The sequence below is a fragment of the Caulobacter sp. 05L422 genome, assembly GCF_056397765.1.
Genome location: NZ_JBFTOB010000023.1, coordinates 1 through 17,402, shown reverse-complemented (window position 1 = coordinate 17,402; position 17,402 = coordinate 1). Strand labels below are relative to the sequence as shown.

Annotated in this window: 20 protein-coding genes, 1 other RNA gene and 1 pseudogene; 16 read left to right on the top strand and 6 right to left on the bottom strand. The window is 68.6% G+C overall.

Going from position 1 to position 17,402, the window contains the following annotated elements; translation table 11 throughout:
• Positions 1 to 18 precede the first annotated feature (18 nt).
• Complete coding sequence (locus AC1DMQ_RS20205) at positions 19 to 534, bottom strand: group I truncated hemoglobin (protein ID WP_477035346.1); 516 nt, start codon at positions 532 to 534, stop codon at positions 19 to 21.
• A gap of 11 nt (positions 535 to 545) precedes the next feature.
• Positions 546 to 1,391 (bottom strand): DUF3034 family protein, encoded by an 846-nt coding sequence (locus tag AC1DMQ_RS20200; RefSeq protein ID WP_477035345.1) that lies wholly within the window; start codon positions 1,389 to 1,391, stop codon positions 546 to 548.
• Between the two features lie 257 nt (positions 1,392 to 1,648).
• Between AC1DMQ_RS20200 and AC1DMQ_RS20195 the strand changes: the two genes are divergently transcribed.
• Positions 1,649 to 2,185 (top strand): cupredoxin domain-containing protein, encoded by a 537-nt coding sequence (locus AC1DMQ_RS20195; protein WP_477035344.1) that lies wholly within the window; start codon positions 1,649 to 1,651, stop codon positions 2,183 to 2,185.
• A 4-nt stretch (positions 2,186 to 2,189) separates the two neighbouring features.
• A complete protein-coding gene (locus AC1DMQ_RS20190) occupies positions 2,190 to 4,544 on the top strand; it encodes a putative bifunctional diguanylate cyclase/phosphodiesterase (protein ID WP_477035343.1) in 2,355 nt (784 codons plus the stop codon).
• On the opposite strand, the gene AC1DMQ_RS20185 is transcribed toward AC1DMQ_RS20190, so the two are convergent.
• Positions 4,541 to 5,206: an HAD family hydrolase gene (locus tag AC1DMQ_RS20185; protein WP_477035342.1), complete on the bottom strand. Its 666-nt coding sequence runs from the start codon at positions 5,204 to 5,206 to the stop codon at positions 4,541 to 4,543. The two genes, AC1DMQ_RS20190 and AC1DMQ_RS20185, sit on opposite strands and share 4 nt — an antisense overlap.
• Positions 5,203 to 6,072 carry a phosphoserine phosphatase SerB gene (gene serB / locus AC1DMQ_RS20180; RefSeq protein ID WP_477035341.1) on the bottom strand — a complete coding sequence of 290 codons (870 nt, stop codon included), beginning with the start codon at positions 6,070 to 6,072 and terminating at the stop codon, positions 5,203 to 5,205. The genes AC1DMQ_RS20185 and serB overlap by 4 nt, the downstream gene beginning before the upstream one ends.
• A gap of 142 nt (positions 6,073 to 6,214) precedes the next feature.
• On the opposite strand from serB, the gene miaA reads away from it, so the two are divergent.
• From miaA to AC1DMQ_RS20140, 8 genes are all read left to right on the top strand, one after another.
• Complete coding sequence (gene miaA / locus AC1DMQ_RS20175) at positions 6,215 to 7,108, top strand: tRNA (adenosine(37)-N6)-dimethylallyltransferase MiaA (protein WP_477035340.1); 894 nt, start codon at positions 6,215 to 6,217, stop codon at positions 7,106 to 7,108.
• Entirely contained in the window at positions 7,105 to 7,587 is a 483-nt protein-coding gene (locus tag AC1DMQ_RS20170) for a CinA family protein (RefSeq protein ID WP_477035339.1), read from the top strand. The genes miaA and AC1DMQ_RS20170 overlap by 4 nt, the downstream gene beginning before the upstream one ends.
• A 117-nt stretch (positions 7,588 to 7,704) precedes the next feature.
• Entirely contained in the window at positions 7,705 to 7,752 is a 48-nt protein-coding gene (locus tag AC1DMQ_RS20165; protein ID WP_369744215.1) for a hypothetical protein, read from the top strand.
• A gap of 107 nt (positions 7,753 to 7,859) precedes the next feature.
• Positions 7,860 to 9,683 carry an acetolactate synthase 3 large subunit gene (locus AC1DMQ_RS20160; protein WP_477035338.1) on the top strand — a complete coding sequence of 608 codons (1,824 nt, stop codon included), beginning with the start codon at positions 7,860 to 7,862 and terminating at the stop codon, positions 9,681 to 9,683.
• Between the two features lie 26 nt (positions 9,684 to 9,709).
• Entirely contained in the window at positions 9,710 to 10,276 is a 567-nt protein-coding gene (locus AC1DMQ_RS20155) for a hypothetical protein (RefSeq protein ID WP_477035337.1), read from the top strand.
• Positions 10,276 to 10,824 carry an acetolactate synthase small subunit gene (gene ilvN, locus AC1DMQ_RS20150; RefSeq protein ID WP_477035336.1) on the top strand — a complete coding sequence of 183 codons (549 nt, stop codon included), beginning with the start codon at positions 10,276 to 10,278 and terminating at the stop codon, positions 10,822 to 10,824. Before AC1DMQ_RS20155 ends, ilvN begins: the two co-directional genes overlap by 1 nt.
• Before the next feature lie 2 nt (positions 10,825 to 10,826).
• Complete coding sequence (locus tag AC1DMQ_RS20145; RefSeq protein WP_477035335.1) at positions 10,827 to 11,693, top strand: hypothetical protein; 867 nt, start codon at positions 10,827 to 10,829, stop codon at positions 11,691 to 11,693.
• Between the two features lie 86 nt (positions 11,694 to 11,779).
• Positions 11,780 to 12,220, top strand: coding sequence for a hypothetical protein (locus AC1DMQ_RS20140; protein ID WP_477035334.1), 441 nt, complete (start codon positions 11,780 to 11,782; stop codon positions 12,218 to 12,220).
• Between the two features lie 18 nt (positions 12,221 to 12,238).
• On the opposite strand, the gene AC1DMQ_RS20135 is transcribed toward AC1DMQ_RS20140, so the two are convergent.
• Positions 12,239 to 12,901, bottom strand: coding sequence for an aquaporin (locus AC1DMQ_RS20135; protein WP_477035333.1), 663 nt, complete (start codon positions 12,899 to 12,901; stop codon positions 12,239 to 12,241).
• A gap of 125 nt (positions 12,902 to 13,026) precedes the next feature.
• On the bottom strand, positions 13,027 to 13,935 hold the full coding sequence (locus AC1DMQ_RS20130) for an AraC family transcriptional regulator (protein WP_477035332.1): 909 nt from the start codon (positions 13,933 to 13,935) through the stop codon (positions 13,027 to 13,029).
• Between the two features lie 370 nt (positions 13,936 to 14,305).
• Here AC1DMQ_RS20130 and AC1DMQ_RS20125 point away from each other — a divergent pair, with 370 nt between their 5' ends.
• From AC1DMQ_RS20125 to AC1DMQ_RS20100, 6 genes and pseudogenes are all read left to right on the top strand, one after another.
• Complete coding sequence (locus AC1DMQ_RS20125; protein ID WP_477035331.1) at positions 14,306 to 14,593, top strand: Atu4866 domain-containing protein; 288 nt, start codon at positions 14,306 to 14,308, stop codon at positions 14,591 to 14,593.
• Positions 14,559 to 14,924, top strand: a transfer-messenger RNA (tmRNA) gene (ssrA, locus tag AC1DMQ_RS20120). Before AC1DMQ_RS20125 ends, ssrA begins: the two co-directional genes overlap by 35 nt.
• Before the next feature lie 320 nt (positions 14,925 to 15,244).
• Complete coding sequence (locus AC1DMQ_RS20115; RefSeq protein WP_477035330.1) at positions 15,245 to 15,730, top strand: SspB family protein; 486 nt, start codon at positions 15,245 to 15,247, stop codon at positions 15,728 to 15,730.
• A gap of 4 nt (positions 15,731 to 15,734) precedes the next feature.
• Positions 15,735 to 16,220 carry a PaaI family thioesterase gene (locus AC1DMQ_RS20110; RefSeq protein ID WP_477035329.1) on the top strand — a complete coding sequence of 162 codons (486 nt, stop codon included), beginning with the start codon at positions 15,735 to 15,737 and terminating at the stop codon, positions 16,218 to 16,220.
• A gap of 7 nt (positions 16,221 to 16,227) precedes the next feature.
• Complete coding sequence (locus AC1DMQ_RS20105) at positions 16,228 to 17,046, top strand: C13 family peptidase (protein ID WP_477035328.1); 819 nt, start codon at positions 16,228 to 16,230, stop codon at positions 17,044 to 17,046.
• A gap of 118 nt (positions 17,047 to 17,164) precedes the next feature.
• A pseudogene (locus tag AC1DMQ_RS20100) lies at positions 17,165 to 17,402 on the top strand (serine hydrolase domain-containing protein); the annotation flags it as partial.

Sequence of the window (17,402 nt, the reverse complement as noted above, 5' to 3'; positions counted from 1 at the left end):
GGCCCTTTTTCTCGCACCCTACTTCCGCTCGATCGCCTGGCGGCTCATCGGCGCCAGCTTGGCCAGCAGCTTGTTCTGGGCGGTGAAGGCCACGCCTTCCTTGTCCATCGCCCATTGCAGGTTCTCGACCAGGGCGTTGAAGTCGCGCGGCGTGATCCCCTGGTCCTTGTGGGTGGCGCTCATGTCCTTGCCGGTATAGTCGCAGCCGCCCTCCGACGCGGGCCCCGCCAGGATGTAGCAGAACTGCTCGGCCAGGGTCCGCTTCAGCCGGACGACGTCGGCGGTGGCGAAGATGTCCTTGATCCTCGGGTCGGCGATGTTGCGGTCGACCAGGTCGCTGGTGATCCGGACCAGCCCTTCCTTGCCGTGGAAGGCCTTGAACACGCCGTCGTCCTTCATCGGCGTCGCGCCGGCGTTGGCGTTGGACTGGACGTAGGGATCGACCGGCTGCTCGCCGGGCGGGACGGTCTGGGCCGAGGCGGCGCCCGCCAGGATCAGGGAAGCGGCCGTGGCGGCCAGGGCGGTGAAGCGCATGGTCATGATCCCTAGAAGCCGGCCTGCAGCGAGACGTAGAGGCCCCGCTGGTTCTTGAAGGTGGCGATGTCGCCCAGGTCCGCATAGGCTGCGGTCACCGACAGGGTCTTGTTGACCGCATAGGCCACGAAGACGTCGGCCCAGTCGTCTTCCTTGGCGAAGCCGAGGTTGTCGGGCTTGGTCCGGTACTCGGCCCCGACCAGCAGGCGCCTGGAGACCAGCCACCCGGCCGAGCCCTCGAACTGCGTGCTGTAGTCGCCGTTCTTGTCGCCGCCGAACCCCAGCAGGCCCGTCTGGTTGGCCTTGGTCAGGCGCACCGCGCCGCTCACCACCAAGCTCTTGTCGAGCAGCAGCTTGGTCGCCGCCGCGTAGTAGTCGACGCCCATGTCGTCCTGGCCGCCGACGGCGTGGATGATGGCGTCCTGGTTGTTCTGCTTGATCTGGGCGCCGACCGCGACCTGCGGCAGCCAGCTGTCCTGGTCGTAGACCGCGTCGCCGAGCAGGCGGACCTTCACCCCGGCGATGTCCTGCTTGAAGGTGAAGCCCTTGCCCAGACCCAGCTTGGCGCCGGTCGCGCCGGTGTCGAATTCCTGGCGGGCCAGCGACAGCTCGACCCGGTCGAACAGGCCCAGCGTGACGCCGGCCGAGCGCAGTTCGTAGTCGGGCACGTTCACATAGGTGGCGTGGACCGAGCCGCCGACGCCGCGCGAGGTCTCGTTGCCGCCGATCAGAGCCCAGGTCGCCAGGCCGCCGCCGGCCCCGCCCTCGAGGGCGCTGACGCCGCCGGTCAGCAAGAGCTTGCCGCCGGGCTCTGCTTCGGCCGCACAGGTCGCGCCAGCGCTCAGCGCCAGCGTCATCGCGCTCGCCGCTGTCACCATAAGTCTCGATCGCATGACGCCCCCAAGCGGTTTCGAGCAACACCATGCGGCGCAAGACTTTACGGAACCTTGTGTACGTCAAATTGTCGCAGCTCTTGGCCTGGAACACCGTTCGACGGCTGTTAACTGGGACTTCACGGCGCCAAGGCTAAGCAGACATCATGAAGGTCGCACCGATACTCTTCGTGGTTGCACTGTGCGCGGGATCCGCCCAGGCCGCGGACCTCACGGTCTCTGTGCGTGGGCCAGACGGCAAACCCGTCGCGGACGCGGTCGTCACCGTCTATCCGAACGGCCAGCCCACCAAGGGCCCCATCAAGTTCGACTGGCCCTACCGGGTCGCCCAGCAGAACATCCAGTTCACGCCGTTCGTGCTGATCGTGCCGGTCGGGGCCGAGGTGGCGTTCCCCAACTTCGACAAGGTGCGCCACCACGTCTATTCGTTCTCGGGCGGCAACAGGTTCGAGCTGAAGCTGTACGGCCGCGAAGAGAGCCGCTCGGTCAAGATGCCGGCGGTCGGCGCGGCGGCGATCGGCTGCAACATCCACGACCAGATGGTCGGCTTCATCAAGGTGGTCGACACCGCCTACGCCGCCAAGAGCGACGCCAACGGCGTGGCCGTGGTCCACGGCCTGCCGGACGGTCCGGTCGTCGCCCGGGTCTGGCATCCCTATCTGCGCGCGCCCAAGAACGAGAAGACCTTGGCGCTCACCGCCGTTCACGGCGCGGCGCGCGAGACCGCGACGATCGAACTGCGCCCGGGCGGGCACTGATCGGATGTTCAAGCGCCTCCAGACCAAGCTGACCGTTCTCTACGCCGGGCTGTTCGCCCTGGCCCTCAGCCTGGTCGCGGTGAGCGTCTATCTGACCATCGCCAGCAACGCCCAGCAGCAGGTCCGCACCGAACTGGCCGCGACCGGCACCGTGTTCGACAGCGTCTGGGCCCTGCGCACCCAACGGCTGCGCGACGGGGCCGAGCTGCTGTCGCGCGACTTCGGCTTCCGCGCCGCCGTGGCGACCCGTGACGCGCCCACCGTGGACTCGGCCGTGACCAACCTGCGCCAGCGCATGGGCCTGGAGCTGGCGTTCATGGTCGACGTCGACGGCGAGGTGGTCGGCGCCGATCCGGCCAAGATCGATATCGACAAGCTGTGGAGCGCCCTCGATCACGAGGACGGGGCCCAAGGCGTGTTCATCGTCGACGGCGCGCCCTACCAGTTGGTCTCCGCCCCGGTGATGTCGCCGAACCTGACGGGTTGGATCGTGTTCGGCGCCCGCCTCGACGACCACGAGATGACCGCCCTGGAGCAGCTGGCGGCCATTCGCCTGGACGCCCAGGTGTTCGACCGTCGCGGCGAGACCTGGGTGACCACCGACAAGACCGCCGACGCCAAGGCGCTGGGCGCCTTCGTCGCCACGGCCATGAGCCAGAGCACCTCCGCGCCCGCCCGCCTGCGCACCGCCACGGGCGACAACCTGGTGCTGGTCAAGCGGTTGAAGACGCTGGACGGCCAGACCCCGGCCGCCCTGGTCCTGCGCTATCCCATGGCCCTGGCCATGGCACCCTATCAGCCGCTGATGGCGGGGGTGCTGATCGCCGGCCTGATCGGAGCGGCCCTGGTCGTGGCCGCCAGCTGGGCGCTCTCCCGCGACATCGCCAGGCCGATCGCCGCCCTGGAGGACGCCGCCCGGCGTCTGCGGCGCGGCGAGGCCGCCCAGGTCGACGTGCGCTCCAGCGACGAGATCGGCCGCCTCTCCGACAGCTTCAACCTGATGGCCGCCGAGATCCGCGAGCGCGAGGCCCGGATCACCGAGCTGGCCCTGCGCGACGCCGAGACCGGCCTGCCCAACCATCTGGCCATGGAGCGCGAGATCGAGATGCGCATGGCCCGCCTGGCGCCCGGCGAGCAGGTCGTGGTCGGGGCCCTGGGCCTGGACCGCTTCACCGTCCTGCGCAGCGCGATCGGCTACGCCCTGTTCACCCAGTTGATCGGCGAGATCGGGGCGCGGATCCGGGTGCTCGACCCCGAGGCCGTGGTCGGCCGCCTGACGACCTCGACCCTCTGCGTGGTCTCCCACCTGACAGCGCTGACCGACGAGATCATCCCGCATATCGAGAAGGCGCTGATCGACCTGGCCGCCCCCGTCCGCCTGGGCGGCGAGATGGTCGACGTGCACATGACCAACGGCATGGCCTCGGCCGAGGCCGGGAGCATGGACGCCCCGCGGCTGATCGAGCACGCGATGATCGCCCTGGACCAGGCCCGCGCCTGCGGCCGCAAGGTGGCGATCTTCGACCCGGTGGCCTACGGCGACCCGGCCGGCAACCTGTGCCTGATGAGCGAGATGCTGGAGGGCGTCGCGACCGGCGCCCTGTTCCTGCACCACCAGCCCAAGCTGGACCTGCGCAGCGGCGCGATCACCGGCCTGGAAGCCCTGGTGCGCTGGGCCCATCCCACACGCGGCCTTCTGCGGCCGGACCTGTTCGTCGGCATGGCCGAGGAGACCGGCCACATCCGCGCCCTGACCGACTGCGTGATCGACCGGGCCATCCTCGACCAGCGTGTCCTGCGCGCGGCCGGCCACGACCTGACCATCTCGATCAACATCTCCGGCCGCCTGATCGACGACGCCGAGTTCGCCGACCGCGCCATCGAGAAGATCGCCGCCGCCGGCGCCCAGTTCTGCTTCGAGATCACCGAGACCGCCGTGATCGGCAATCCGGACGTCGCCCTGGGCGTGCTGGCCAAGCTGACCGCCGCCGGCATCCCCGTATCGATCGACGACTACGGCTCGGGCCTGTCGTCCCTGGCCTATCTGAAGCAGATCAACGCCGACGAACTGAAGATCGATAAGGCCTTCGTGCTGTCCCTGGAGAACGACGCCAAGGACGCCCTGCTGGTCAAGTCCACCATCGACCTGGCCCACAGCCTGGGCCTGAAGGTCACCGCCGAGGGCGTCGAGAGCCGCGAGGCCCTGGCCATGCTGCAGATGATGGGTTGCGACCTGGCCCAGGGCTTCCACATCGCCAAGCCGATGGAGCTGGAGCCGCTGGTGAGCTTCCTGGCGGACTGGTCGGCCTCGAACGCCGCCCCGAAGCCGGAACGCAAGGCCCGCCGCGCGGCGCGTTAGGCCGCCGCCTTCAGCAGGCCCAGCACCACGTGCAGGCTGTCGGCGACGTGCACGCACTTGTCGTGCATCTCCTCGTTCGGATCCAGGATGTCCGGCACCATGATCGTCATCATCCCCGCCGCGTGAGCCGCGCGCACGCCCGGGTGGGAGTCTTCCAGGGCCAGGCACAGGGTCGGGTGGATGTTCAGCCGGCGGGCGGCCTCCAGATAGGGATCCGGATGCGGCTTGTGGCGGGTGACGTCGGCGTTGGCGACCACCGCGTGGAAGCGCTTCACCAGGTCGAAGCGGCCCAGATAGCGGTCCACCGCCTGGCGGCTGTTGGAGGTGGCGATGGCGCGCGGCACGCCCAGGGCGTCGAGATAGTCGAGGATCTCCATCACCCCGGTCTTCAGCCGCACCTCGGCCTCGAGGATGATCTCGACGTCGCTCCAGGTGCGCGCGAAGTAGTCATCGACGGGGAAGGTCTCGCCGTAGAGCTCGCGCAGCATGACCGCGCATTCCGGATTGGTCTTGCCGACCATCGAGCGATAGGTCGCGGCGGTGAAGTCGATGCCGAACGCCTGGCCAGCCTCGATCATCGCCGCCTGGTAGACCGTCTCGGTGTCCAGCAGCAGGCCGTCCATGTCGAAGACCACCGCCTGGACGCCGCGCGGGAAGGTCACGAGACGAACTCCGCGGCGGTGTAGCCCTGGAAGTAGAGCAGCGCGGTGAGGTCGGCGTGGTCGACCTTGGCGTGGGCCTGGGCCGCGACGATCGGCTTGGCGCGGTAGGCGACGCCCAGGCCGGCGACCTCGATCATCGCCAGGTCGTTGGCGCCGTCGCCGACCGCCAGGGCGTCGGCCGGGGTCAGGCCCAGGGCCGCCGTTTCCTCTTGCAGGGCGGCCAGCTTGGCCTCCTTGCCGAGGATCGGGTCGCCGACCGTGCCGGTCAGCTTGCCGTCGGCCTCGATCAGGGTGTTGGCGCGGTTCAGGTGGAAGCCGGCGGCCTGGGCCACCCGCGAGGTGAAGAAGGTGAAGCCGCCCGAGACCAGGGCGCAGCGGGCGCCGTGCTCGGCCATGGTCCGCACCAGGGTCCGCGCCCCGGGATTGAGCCTCACGCGGTCGTCGTAGCAGGTCTGCAGCGCGTCGACCGACAGGCCCTTGAGCATGCCCACCCGCTCGCGCAGGGCGCCCTCGAAGGCCAGCTCGCCGCGCATGGCGCGTTCGGTGATCTCCGAGACCTTGTCCTTGACCCCGGCGAAGTCGGCCAGCTCGTCCAGGCACTCGACGTTGATGATCGTGGAGTCCATGTCGGCGATCAGCAGGCGCTTCCTGCGGTTCTCGACCGGCTGGACGGCGAAGTCCACCGGCAGCTCGCCGACGGCGGCCTTCACGGCCTGGTGGGTCTCCACCGGCGGCCCGTCGACCAGCAGGTCCAGCGCCCCCTCGCCGAGCGTGACCTCGGACGAGATTTCCAGCGCGGCGCGCACGGCGGCGGCGGCCTCCGCCAGGGCGGCAGGGTCGGGCGAGACGAGGGTGATCGCGAGCATGAGGGGCGGCTATTGGAGGAAGCCGCCCGCGTCAACCTCTAGGTTCCGCCTTCGCCTTCTGACGCGACGCGAGGATGGCGCTGGCGTGGCGTTTCGTGGTTTGTCCCAGGCGAGATCGTAATTGAGCGCGCTGGATCGAGCATTGCCTGAAGCGGACATCGTCCTGATCGCCGGTCCCACCGCCAGCGGCAAGTCGGCCCTGGCCCTGAAGCTGGCGCGCGAGCGCGGCGGAGAGATCGTCAACGCCGACTCGATGCAGATCTACGCCGGCCTGCCGGTGCTGACCGCCGCCCCTCCGCCCGAGGAACTGTCTCAAGCGCCGCATCACCTGTTCGGCGTCGCCGACGCGGCCGACGGCTGGTCGGTCGGACGTTGGCTGACGGCGGCCACCCACGCCCTGGCCGAAATCTCCGCCCGGGGCCGTCCCGCCATCGTGGTCGGCGGCACGGGCCTGTACTTCCGCGCCCTGACCCATGGCCTGGCCGACGTGCCGCCGGTGTCCGAGACCCAGCGCGAGGTCTCGGCCCTGCTCTACGCCGCCCAGGGCGAACACGAGTTCCGCGACGTGCTGGCCGAGCTGGACCCGGAGGCCGAGAAGCGCATCGAGAGCGGCGACCGCCAGCGCCTGGTCCGCGCCCACGCCGTGGCCGTGGCCACCGGCAAGTCGCTGACCGCCTGGCAGACCGACACCAAGCCCGCCCTGGCCGCCGGGACTTGGCGCGGCCTCGTGCTGGATCCGCCCCGCGCCGAACTCTACGACCGCTGCGACGCCCGCCTGGGCCTGATGGTCGAGCACGGCGCCCTGGACGAGGTGCGCGCCATGGAGGCCCGGGGCCTGGACCCGTCCCTCCCCGCCCTCAAGGCCGTCGGCTATCGCGAACTGGCCGCCCATCTGCGCGGCGAGACGTCGCTGGAGGAAGCGGTGGGCGCGGCTCGCCAGGAGACCCGCCGCTACGCCAAGCGCCAGATGACCTGGTTCCGAAACCAGACCCCGGATTGGGAACGGATCGTTCCCGAAATGAAAGCCCGCCCATGACCGAACTCGCCCGCCTCGCCGCCGCCGTCGCCGCCCGCCTGACCGAACGGGGTGAAACCGTCGCCGTGGCCGAATCCTCGACCGGCGGGCTGATCTCCGCGGCTCTGCTGGCCGTGCCGGGCGCGTCCAAGTTCTATGTCGGCGGCGCGGTGGTCTACACGGCGCGGGCCCGCCTGACCCTGCTGGACATCCCGCAGAAGGCCATGGACGGGCTGCGCTCGGCCAGCGAGCCCTACGCCGTGCTGCTGGCCCGGGTGGTCGGCAAGAATCTGAAGGCGACCTGGGGCTTGTCGGAAACCGGCGCGGCCGGGCCGGAGGGCAACCGCTACGGCGACGCCGCGGGCCACAGCTGCACGGCTGTCGTCGGCCCGGACAAGGAGGTCAGTCTTACCGTCGAGACGGGCCTGGACGACCGCGAGACCAACATGCGGCGGTTCGCTGAGCATGCTCTTGCCCTGTTGCTGGAAAGCTTGGGCTGAATCTCGCGCCGAGAACAGCGTTGCGCCAGCGCAACGGGTCGTTTCTTGCGTCAAACCGCGCCTTGACGCCCTCCGGCGAGCATGGCATTCCCCAATCATCCATTTGGAGCAACACTCGTGCGCAACACCATGATCGTACTTATGGAGCGGCCGTTCACGGCGTGACCTTGAAGTCACGCTGATAGATCGGTCGCGCGCACAAAAGGTCCTTCGGGGCCTTTTTTCTTTTCCACCCTGCCCCAAACCCAAGCTTGCCAACCCGGATCAGTCCCATGACCGCCCATCAGACCATCGAGAGCCAGGCTCCCGCCCAGACCGTCCTGATCTCTTCTCAAGAAGGGCGCGCCATGACCGGCGCCGAGATCGTGGTCCGCGGCCTCGTGGATCAAGGCGTCGAAGTGCTGTTCGGCTATCCGGGCGGCGCGGTCCTGCCGATCTACGACGCGCTGTTCCACGAGCCGCGCCTGCAGCACATCCTGGTCCGCCACGAGCAGGGCGCGACCCACGCCGCCGAAGGCTACGCCCGCAGCTCGGGCAAGCCGGGCGTCGTCCTGGTCACCTCGGGTCCGGGCGCGACCAACGCCATCACCGGCATCATGGACGCCCTGATGGACTCCATCCCGATGGTGGTCATCACCGGCCAGGTCCCGACCCACCTGATCGGCACCGACGCCTTCCAGGAAGCCGACACCGTCGGCATGACCCGCTCGTGCACCAAGCACAACTACCTGGTCAAAGACGTCCGCGATCTGCCGCAGATCATCCACGAGGCGTTCAAGATCGCCACCACCGGCCGTCCGGGCCCGGTGCTGATCGACATCCCCAAGGACGTCCAGTTCGCCAAGGGCGAATATTACGGCCCGACGGAGGTCGCCTCGACCCACGCCTACAACCCCAAGACCAAGGGCGACCAGAACCGCATCGTCGAGGCGGCCAGGCTGATCGCCGGCGCGCGTCGGCCGATCTTCTATACCGGCGGCGGCGTCATCAACGCCGGTCCGAAGGCTGCTGAAGCCCTGCGCGAGTTCCAGGCCCTGACCGGCGCGCCGGTCACCTCGACCCTGATGGGCCTGGGCGCCTTCCCGGCCGCCGATCCGGCCTGGCTGGGCATGCTAGGCATGCACGGCACGTTCGAAGCCAACAACGCCATGCACGACTGCGACGTGATGATCTGCGTCGGCGCCCGCTTCGACGACCGCGTCACCGGGCGCCTCGATGCCTTCTCGCCGGGCAGCAAGAAGATCCACATCGATATCGACGCCTCGTCGATCAACAAGAACGTCCGCGTCGACCTGCCGATCATCGGCGACGCCGGTAGCATCCTCGAAGACCTGATCGCCGCCTGGAAGGCTGCCGGCCATCAGGCCAACAAGGCCGCCCTGACCGACTGGTGGGCCCAGATCGACCAGTGGCGCGCTCGCCAGTGCCTGAAGTACCGGGGCTCGGACACGGTGATCAAGCCGCAGTACGCCATCGAGCGCCTGTACGCCCTGACCCGCGACAAGGACGTCTACATCACCACCGAAGTCGGCCAGCACCAGATGTGGGCCGCGCAGTTCTTCCGCTTCGAGGAGCCCAACCGCTGGATGACCTCCGGCGGCCTGGGCACCATGGGCTACGGCCTGCCCGCCGCCATCGGCGTGCAGCTGGCCCATCCCGGCAGCCTGGTCATCGACGTCGCCGGCGAGGCCTCGATCCAGATGTGCATCCAGGAGCTGTCGACCGCGATCCAGTTCGACCTGCCGGTCAAGATCTTCATCCTGAACAACGAATGGATGGGCATGGTCCGCCAGTGGCAGCAGCTGCTGCACGGCGAGCGCTACAGCCACTCCTATTCCGACAGCCTGCCCGACTTCGTGAAGCTGGCCGAGGCCTACGGCGCGGTCGGCATCCGCTGCTCCGACCCGGCCGAGCTGGACGAGAAGATCCTGGAGATGATCAACAGCGACAAGGTCGTGGTCTTCGACTGCCGCGTCGAGAAGCACGAGAACTGCCTGCCGATGATCCCCTCGGGCAAGGCCCACAACGAGATGATCATGGGCGACGTCGAGGACATCGGGAATGTGATCGGCGCGGCGGGGGCCGGGCTGGTCTAGACCACCGCCAATGAACGGATCCAGAGATGGAAGCCATCGCAGGTGTTGTTTCGGCGGCTATCGCCCTGATGGGCCTGCTCATTCTCGCCGCTCAATGGCGAGAGGCCTCCTTGCGTAGAAATGAAGTCACGGCTTGGAGCTTGCTTTCCATTCAAGCGCTCCAATCCCTGCACTTGATGACGATCCTGGGATCCAAGGGCCGCGAGGAAGCGCTCGACAAGCTCAGGTTCGACACCAGCGTCCTGATAGAACAGGGTCGCCTGTTCTTCAGAAACAAGCCCTATCGGGACTTCGGCGCTGAAAAGCCGCGAGCCTATCAGGGCCTCAGGCCTGTTATCCTGGACCAGCTCGTCATCGCGCACCAGATCGCCTGCAATCTTGAAAACGCCGACGACGATCGACGCTTGAGGATGAGAGGCGCGGCTGAAAACGCCGTGCGGGCGTTCGTGAGCTTCGCGCAAGCCGAGGTGGGCCGAAATCGTCCAGCTTCGGAGTATGCGAACATGGCGGGTCAGGGGATAAGCTTGGATAGAATCCTGAGCGACATCGACGACGAGCAACTTTCCAACCTGAGGCAAAGGCCCCAACTGTGATGACCGACGCCCAACCCGCCTCCGCCTACGACATGGCTCCGAACGAACAGGTCGAGCAGACGGCGACCTTCGCCCTGCTGGTCGACAACGAACCGGGCGTGCTGCACCGCGTGGTCGGGCTGTTCGCCGCGCGCGGCTACAACATCGAAAGCCTCACCGTCGCCGAGACCGACCGCAAGGCCCACACCAGCCGGATCACCGTGGTCACCCGCGGCACGCGCCAGGTGCTGGACCAGATCGAGGCCCAGTTGAACAAGGTGGTCAACGTCCGCCGCGTGCACGACGTGACCCGCGACCCGAACGGCGTCGAGCGCGAACTGGCCCTGGTCAAGGTGCGCGGCCAGGGCGTCGACCGCGTCGAGGCCCTGCGCATCGCCGAGATCTTCCGCGCCAAGCCGGTGGACACTACGCTGGAGAGCTTCGTGTTCGAGATCTCGGGCGTGCCGTCCAAGATCGACAAGTTCCTGGACCTGATGCGGCCGCTGGGCCTGGTGGAACTGTCGCGCACCGGCGTGCTTTCCATCGAGCGGGGTGTTGAAGGAATGTAGCTATGACGGGCGCGATGCTTTTGGCCGGCCTCCTGATGGGGCTGCCCCTCGCCGGCCAGCAACCCGCGCCCCAGGCCGCTCCGCCGCCTCCGCCCGACCCGGTCGTCTGGTGGGCTCCCGAGATCCCCAAGCCGCCGCCCGAGCAGGACCCGTTCCAGGGCCGCCGCTTGCGCAAGGGCGAGCAGCTGGTTCCGATCGACAACGGTGTCGATCCTCTCCTCTACCGCCTGTGGGGCCTGCAGCCCCTGCAGAGCCAGCTGATCAAGCCGGGCGAGCTGGTGCTCGAGGTCTGGGCCCGCCCCGCCACCGGCGTGCGCCAGGCGGTGGTCCGGGTCACCGTGCGCCGCGACGGCCGCGCCTTCGTCCAGGCCCGCGCCGGCCTGGGCTGCTGCACCCCGGAGATCGGCCGCCGGGTCGACATCGACGCCGAACTCGCCACCCAGCAGGTCGCTCCGCTCAAGGCGCTGATCGGCGACCCGCTGTGGAGCCAGCCGCGCTCGGTGATCGTGGACTACGGCGGCGGGGCCGTGGAGCCGGTGTGCCTGGAGGGCGTCTCGTGGGACGTCACCCTGCTGGTCCCCGGCCAGGCCCGCCACCTGCGCCGGGCCTGCGACGACGCCGAGGTCGGCTCGATCGCCCCGGCCCTGGCGGCGGCCTTGTCGGCGGCGTCGGGCCGCGACGCCCGGTTCGACGCGATGTTCGCCCGCGGCGGCGACTTCTCGCGGCAACAGAAGGCCTATGACTCGCTGATCGCCTCGGGCGGCCGCCTCAAGCCCGGAACCAACAACCGTCCCCAGCCGCCCGCCGTGCCCGCGCCGACCGAGGACGATCCGCCAGAGACCGCCACGCCCGCGCCGCCGGACAAGTAGGCCCTCAACCCGCCCACGCGCGACGATTGCAGACTCGGCATAACGCCGTTATCTAACTTGGCCATAAAGTCCGGGGAGACGCCGACATGACCAAGATCGTTTCACTGAAATCCGTGCTCGCCGCTTTTGGCGCCCTCGCCGCGCTCAGCGCGACGTCCGCCGCCCACGCCCAGGCCGTGCCGAGCACGCCCCAGGTCAAGTTCGACCCGGTCGCGGAGGCTCCGTCGATTCCCGCCGGGCTGCAGACCGCCTGCATCAACGAGCCGACCGACGGCGCGCCGGCCAGCAAGACCTGCCCGGTCATCTACTATGGCGCCTACAAGACCTGGATCTTCAGCTACGCCGACAACCGCAACGCGTTCGCCCTGGTCACCTTCGACGGGACGGGCAGGATCGTGCGGAACGTCGAGGCGGACGGCGCCCGCTACGTCTTCGACGTGTTCAGCGACGACCACGGCCAGAAGCTCACCCTCGTCGGCCAATCCAAGAACTCGGTCGTCATCAACTGGGCCGACCTGCCGCACTAGGCCGGGCCGCGTCGCGCCTCAGCCCACCTTCAGCAGGTTGAAGCGGTAGAGCAGCGCGCCCAGCACCGCGCCGATCGCCGGGGCGACGAAGAACAGCCACAACTGCGCCAGGGCCTGGCCGCCGACGAAGAGGGCCGGGCCCAGGCTGCGGGCCGGGTTGACCGAGACGCCGGTCACCTGGATGCCGACGATGTGAATCACCGCCAGGGCGATGCCGATGCCCAGCCCCGCGAAGCCCGGGGCGGCGTCCGTGCCGGTCGAGCCCAGGATGACGATGATGAACAGGGCGGTCATCACCACCTCGAAGACGAAGGCCGCCTCGACCCCGAATCCGCCGCCGTAGCCCGGTCCCCAGCCGTTCTGGCCCAGGCCATGGACCGTGCCTCCGGCGATGAACAACAACACCGCGGCGCCGACGACGGCGCCGGCGAACTGCGCGGCCCAGTAGAGCACCATTTCCTTGATGCTCATCCGGCCCGCCACGAAGGCCGCCAGGCTGACCGCCGGATTGACGTGGCAGCCCGACACCGGACCGATGCCATAAGCCATCGCCACGATCGCGAAGCCGAAGGCCAGAGCGATTCCAAGTTGTCCGACATGGTCGCCGCCAAGCACGGCCGCGCCGCAACCAAACAACACAAGAGCAAAGGTACCGATGAACTCGGCAACAATTTTTGACATTTGATCGCCTCCCACTCCGCGCTCTACCTTCACCTTGAAGACAAGCTCTCAGAGCTTGTCTCTATTTAGTGAGTCCAGGAATAGGGGAAATTCTCTAGGCGGCCAGAGAGCGAGCCTTAGGCGCGTCAGGTGTCGAGCAGCATCTCGGGCCGGGCCCGCAGGCGGGCCGCGTCGCGCAGCGGCGGCGCGCCGAACAGCCGGGCGTATTCGCGGCTGAACTGCGAGGGGCTGTCGTAACCCACCGCATGGCCGGCCGAACCGGCGTCCAGCCGCTGGGCCAGGATCAGCTTGCGCGCCTCCTGCAGGCGGATCTGCTTCTGGTACTGCAAGGGGCTGAGCGCGGTCACCGCCTTGAAGTGGCGATGCAGGGCCGAGGGGCTCATCCGCGCCTCGGCGGCCAGCTCCTCGATGCTGAACGGCTGGTTGAAGTGCTGGGTGATCCAGCCGATGGCCCGCTTGACCTGGCGCATGCGGCCGTCGGCCCGGGCGATCTGGGCCAGGCGCGGCCCCTGGTCGCCCAGCAGCATGCGGTAGAGGATCTCGCGCTCGATAAGCGGGGCCAAGACGGCGGCGTCGCGCGGCGTGTCGACCAGGCGAACCATCCGCATCACCGCGTCCAGCAGGGGCGGATTGACCTGACTGACCGCCATGGCCCCGATCAGCGGCCCGGCGTCCTGCGCCAGGGCCGGCTCGCCGCCCAACTGCAGCAGCATGTCGCCGATCACCGCCGGGTCCAGGGTCATCCGGAACGACAGATAGGGCTCTTCCGGCGAGGCCTCGATCACCTGGCCGATCACCGGCAGGTCGACCGACGCGACCAGATAGTTCAGCGGGTCGTAGACCAGCACCGATCCGCCGCTGAGCACCTGCTTGCGGCCCTGGGCCACGACGCAGACCGCCGCGCCGAACACGCCGTGCTTGGGTTCGGTGGGCTGGCTGGCGCGATGCAGCGAAGCCTTGTCGCAGACACCGTGATCGCCGTCGTGAGGCGCGTATCGTTCAATCAGCGCGGCGAGTTCGCCTTGCTCGACCATCGACATTTCCTTTTGCTGATGGACGTTGTCCTACGCCCGCGGGGGCTGCCCGTCACGCCTGCCAGAGGTGATGTGCAGGATCGTGCAATCAAGGGGCAGCATCGGTCTATCGCGAACAGCGATCCATGAGTCATGGTGGGGGTGTCCCGCAAAAGCCGCCGTCGCCGCCCCTTCCCGTGCCCCCCCTTCCCAGGGTCTGGCCCCGGGACCGAGCGACGCAGCGGCCGTCCGCCCCCGAGGATGTCATGACAAACTATACGCCCCGCCGGCCCCAGGCCGCGCCACGGTGGTTCGTCGCCGCCTGGCTGGCCGCCACCGCCCTCATCACCGCCGCCTCCGCCCCAGGAATCGCCCATTGGGGAGCGGTCCATTGATCGGCCGCCGCGTTTCCGGCGTCTGGGCCAGCGCCAACGGGGCGGTGAGCCTGGAGCTTCGCCTCGACGGCCGGTTCGAGGAGCATCACGACGGCGAACTGGTGTTCGAAGGCCACTACGAGCTGGTCGGCGACGACGTGCGCCTGTTCGAGGACGGCGGCGGACAGCTGGCCGGCCGGCTGACCGAGGGCCGCCTGAGCCTGACTCCGCCGCCCCGCGCGCAACGTCGCACCCGCCATGGCCAACGACAGCCTTCCATCCGCGAGCCCCAGCCCCTATATTGAGTCCGTTCGGGTTCGCCCGGACTATGGGGATAAACGCGCACGTAATAAGCGGACTGGACCCGGGTGCGATTCCCGGCGGCTCCACCAAGACCTCCCGAGTTATCACGGGAATGCATGGGGCCGATCAGCATCGACAGACGTGTAAAGGTGTTATGCTTTCTCTCGGCGTGGCTCACCGTATCGGGCCGCTAAACTAACTGCGAACGATAACTTCGCTGAAGAGTTCGCCATCGCCGCGTAATGCGGTGCGGGTGATCTCGCCTCTTAAGTCCTAGGGGTTCAGATCCTTAGGCGGGGCCCGGAGGGAGCCTGCCAACAGAATCCCTCCACTTTCCACGACATCGCCAAGGCTCCCTCCTCTTCCTTGCGTAGGGATGAGGGAGCCTGCCAACAGAATCCCTCCACTTTCCACGACATCGCCAAGGCTCCCTCCTCTTCCTTGCGTAGGGATGAGGGAGCCTGCCAACAGAATCCCTCCACTTAATCCTCCCCCTGCGGGGGAGGTGTCGCCAAAGGCGACGGAGGGGGCAGGCGTCGCCGCCCCTCTTACTTTTCCCTCCCCAAAAATTGACGCCTATCCCACCTTTGCCGCTCCCCCGCGACACGCTACTCTCCGCGCTTCGTTCCAGTTCCCGCTTTACGATGGACCGCATGGCCCAGACCAATCCGCCTGAAGATCTGATGCAGTACGAGGCGATGGCCCAGGACGCCCTGCGCGGCGTCGTGAAGGCCGCGCTGAAGAAGGCCGCCGCGCCCGGCGGCCTGCCCGAGCCGCATCACCTCTACATCACCTTCAAGACCCAGGCGGCGGGCGTCTCGGGCCCGCAAGACCTGCTGGGCAAGTATCCCGACGAGATGACCATCATCCTGCAGCACCAGTACTGGGACCTGGCGCCGGGCGAGACCTTCTTCTCGGTGACCCTGAAGTTCGGCGGCCAGCCCAAGCGGCTGTCGGTCCCCTACGCGGCGGTGACCCGGTTCTACGACCCGTCGGTGCAGTTCGCCCTACAGTTCGAAGCCCCGGAGATCGCCCCGCAGGCGCCCGAGCCCGAGCCGGAGCCCGAGATCGTCGCCACGACCGAAGGCGGCGAAGAGGCCCCGAAGATCATCTCCCTCGACCAGTTCCGCAAGAAATAGCCGCGTGAGCGACATCGCCCCAAACGATGTGGCTTCCGACACGCCGCAAACGTTGACGGACGAGGCGATCCTCGCGCGCTTTCACGCGTCCAAGAACCCGCCGGGCAGCGCCCGCACCCTGGGCTTCCGCATGCTGTCGGTCAGCCAGGCCGAGCGCCGGGTCGAGATCGCCTTCGAGCCCTCGGTCGAGGCGGTCGGCAATCCGATGGGCCAGGTCCAGGGCGGCTTCGTCTGCGCCATGCTGGACGAATGCATGTCGGTGGCCGGCATGATCGCCTCGGGCATGACCTCCGTGGTGCCGACCCTGGAGATGAAGACCAGCTTCCTGCGTCCCGCCCTGCCCGGGCCGCTCAGGGGCATCGGCTGGGTGGTGCGCTGGGGCAAGACCGTCTGCTTCCTGGAAGGCGAGCTCTACGACCCCGAAGGCCGGCTGCTGGCCAAGGCCAGCGCCACGGCGATCCCGACGCCGTTTTCGAAGTTCAAGAAGTAAGGCGGCCATGCAGCGGATCGCGGGCCTGGTTCTGGGTTTGCTTCTGCCGCTGCTCGCCGTCCTGCCTGCCAGGGCTCAGTCCGCGGACGTCGACGCCCCCTCCTTCGCCAACTGGGCCGCCGTGGTCGTCGCCGGCGACTGGCACGCCCATTCGGGCGAACCCACCGAAGCTTTCGACAACGCGCGCCGCGACGTCGGCGCGGCCCTGACGCGGTTCGGCTTCACCCCGGCCGCCGTTCGTCAGTACTCGGTGCGCCCCAAGCGCTATCCCTCCGTGAAGCCCGGCAAGACCGACCTGCGCACCATCCACTCGGGCCTGCGCGACCTGGCGGCCAAGAACACCGCCGGCTGCCTGGTCTACATCACCAGCCACGGCGCGCCCGAGGGCGCGGTGCTGGACGAGGACATCCTGCCGCCCACCCTGCTGGCGGCGGTGATCGACGACGCCTGCCCGGCCCGCCCTTCGATCGTCGTGGTCTCGGCCTGCTTCTCGGGCGTCTTCGTCAAACCCCTGCAGCGCGACGACCGGATGATCCTGACGGCGGCTCGGCCGGACCGCACCTCGTTCGGCTGCGGCGAGGACGACAAGTATCCCTATTTCGACGACTGCTTCCTGTCGTCGGCGCCGACCGCCCACGACTTCGCCGCCCTGGGCCGGGCGGTCCAGGCCTGCGTGGCCCGGCGCGAGCGCGAGGTCGGGGCCGAGCCGGCCTCGGAGCCGCAGCTATGGATCGGCCCCGGCCTGCGGCCGCTGTTGCCGCTGTACGCCTTCCCGCGCCCGCCGCCGGGCTCGCCCCCGCCCGGCGCGCGCCCCAAGCGACGCTGAGCGATCAAGCGTCCACGGGAAAGACGTCCGCGCCCGGTCACATCCCCTTTGATACAAGGCCGGGGCGCCCTAGAAGTCTGCTCACCCTTATTTTTCATGAGCCCGTGAGGTCTTGTTCGTGACGCTGCGTCTTTCGTTCAGGGCCGTTCTCTCGGCGGCGATCATCGGTTGCGGCCTCTTCGGCGCGACGATGGCTGAAACCCAGGACGTCGCCCCCGCCGCGCCGCCGGCGGCGGCGCAAAGCGCCACCCTGCCGTCCGCGCCGATCCCCTACACCCCGACCGTCCGCCGCCGTCGCGCGCCTCGCCCGCAACCCGCCGTGCCGGTCGCCGCGACGCCCGCGCCCGCGACGACCC